Below are 1775 nucleotides of genomic sequence, written 5' to 3' on the forward strand. Positions count from 1 at the left end.
GTCGTCCATCTTTCCGGACCTAAGTCCGCTATTAAACCGGAGTGTACTGCGTCGACATACATCTTTAGAAAGATACGTGTCTCTCGCTTTCCGCTCGTAATTGAATATTCCGTTTGGGCTTCGATTGATACTAAGTTGCTATTTTCGCTTATTGTGCTCACCCGTTTCCACCTCCGTGTAATGCCTTGTGAACTCCTTACAAATCGTTTGACGCATCACTTTGGAACCTCGCGCACTTTTTTAGAAAAAAAATAATAAATTTACGTTTTTCTACTTTTTCCACCCCTATACATTTAGTGACCTTAGCGGTAAAATTTACATATAAACGATAAATACTGCATCTTGTGACTTACAAATGGAGGTCATAAGATTATGAATGGTAGTATTAAACAAAATAAGCAAACTGGTAAGTGGGATTTCGTTTTTAACATTTCGAATGATTCTTTGACTGGTAAGCGTAGGCAAATTAGGCGTAGGGGATTTTCTTCAAAACGTGAAGCGGAAGAAGAGATGATAAAGCTAAAAGCAGAAGTTTTAAATAATGAATTTATTAGCACATCAAAAATGACATATGAAACCTATATGAACCAATGGTTCGAAGAAAGAAAGTTTAGTATACAAGAGTCAACTTACGAAATGAACTTCGGTTATTACAAGAATATAATACAACCGCGGTTAGGGTATTTAGACTTACAGCAAATGACGCCCATATTACTACAAAACTTCGTAAATACTCTCGTATCAGAAAAGCGTTATTCAAATTACACGGTACATTTAGTGTTTCGTATTGTAAGTGCTTCATTGAAAAAAGCGAAGACATTCAAACTGATTAAAGAGAATCCAACGATAGGAATTACTCTTCCAAAGTTACCTAAAAAAGAGATTAAAGTGTGGACAGTCGAAGAAGTAAATTTCTTTTTACAAGAGTCTAAAAAACTTAATTCTTTAACGCGTCATTTTATCGCTTTTTCAATCGCTCTCCAAACCGGTATGCGTCAAGGCGAAATATTAGGACTACGTTGGCAAGATATCGATTTCGAAAACGGCATTATTTACGTACGCCAAACCGTAACTCGGACTGCTAAGATTAAAATAGGTGCTAAAAACGCTTCAAGTATTCGATCTATTCATGTTCCGCCTAACCTAATTGATGAGTTGAAAGAGCGTAAACACAGGATCGAGCTTGAGCGATTACTTGCTGGGGCTAAATATCAAGATTTCGATTTGGTCGTATGTACCCAGGAAGGTAAACCAGTTCTTCCACGTAATTTACGTATTACGTTTCATCATTTATCGGACAAACTTGGTCTCCCTTCTATCCGATTCCATAACCTGAGGCATACTCATGCAACAATTCTTATACAACGGAATGTAAACGTAAAATTAATTGCGGATAGGTTAGGACACACGGATATACAGACGACCCTTAATACGTATATTCACGTCATACCTGACATACAAAAGTCTGTAGCTGAAGAACTCGCTAAAGTCATCGTAAGTTAGTGACCGTTAAAGTGACCGCATAAAGTGAACGCGCCACATTTACGTGAATTCACGTATACTCATGCAGATCAACCTCATATGCAAGAACTCGATTTCACTACATTACAGCGCAGTGATAAAATTATTGTAGATACATTAGAAGGGGTTCAGCACGAAGCAGGAGATTTCTTGATTGCGAGCGAAAAAAATGAATGGAACTTTTCAAATATATATAGTGAACTTGGGGATATTATTTTAGGGCATAAACAAGGCCGGACAAACTCTGATGAAAT

The 1775-nt window shown here is 37.2% G+C and carries 1 protein-coding gene and 1 pseudogene; both read left to right on the plus strand.

Features of this window, described 5'->3' with window-relative positions:
- The first annotated feature begins 372 nt into the window (after positions 1-372).
- Positions 373-1503, plus strand: coding sequence for a site-specific integrase (locus tag M014_RS0120985; RefSeq protein WP_026593437.1), 1131 nt, complete (start codon positions 373-375; stop codon positions 1501-1503).
- Positions 1504-1572: 69 nt separating this feature from the next.
- Positions 1573-1775: pseudogene (locus M014_RS27385) on the plus strand (ornithine cyclodeaminase family protein); the annotation flags it as partial.

The sequence above is a fragment of the Bacillus sp. UNC437CL72CviS29 genome, from assembly GCF_000482345.1.
In the GTDB taxonomy this organism is placed as follows: domain Bacteria; phylum Bacillota; class Bacilli; order Bacillales; family Bacillaceae_G; genus Bacillus_A; species Bacillus_A arachidis.

What these genes read in the sequence shown, in the direction of transcription:
- M014_RS0120985 (WP_026593437.1), top strand. Translation starts at nt 373, where the DNA reads ATGAATGGTAGTATTAAACAAAATAAGCAAACTGGTAAGTGGGATTTC.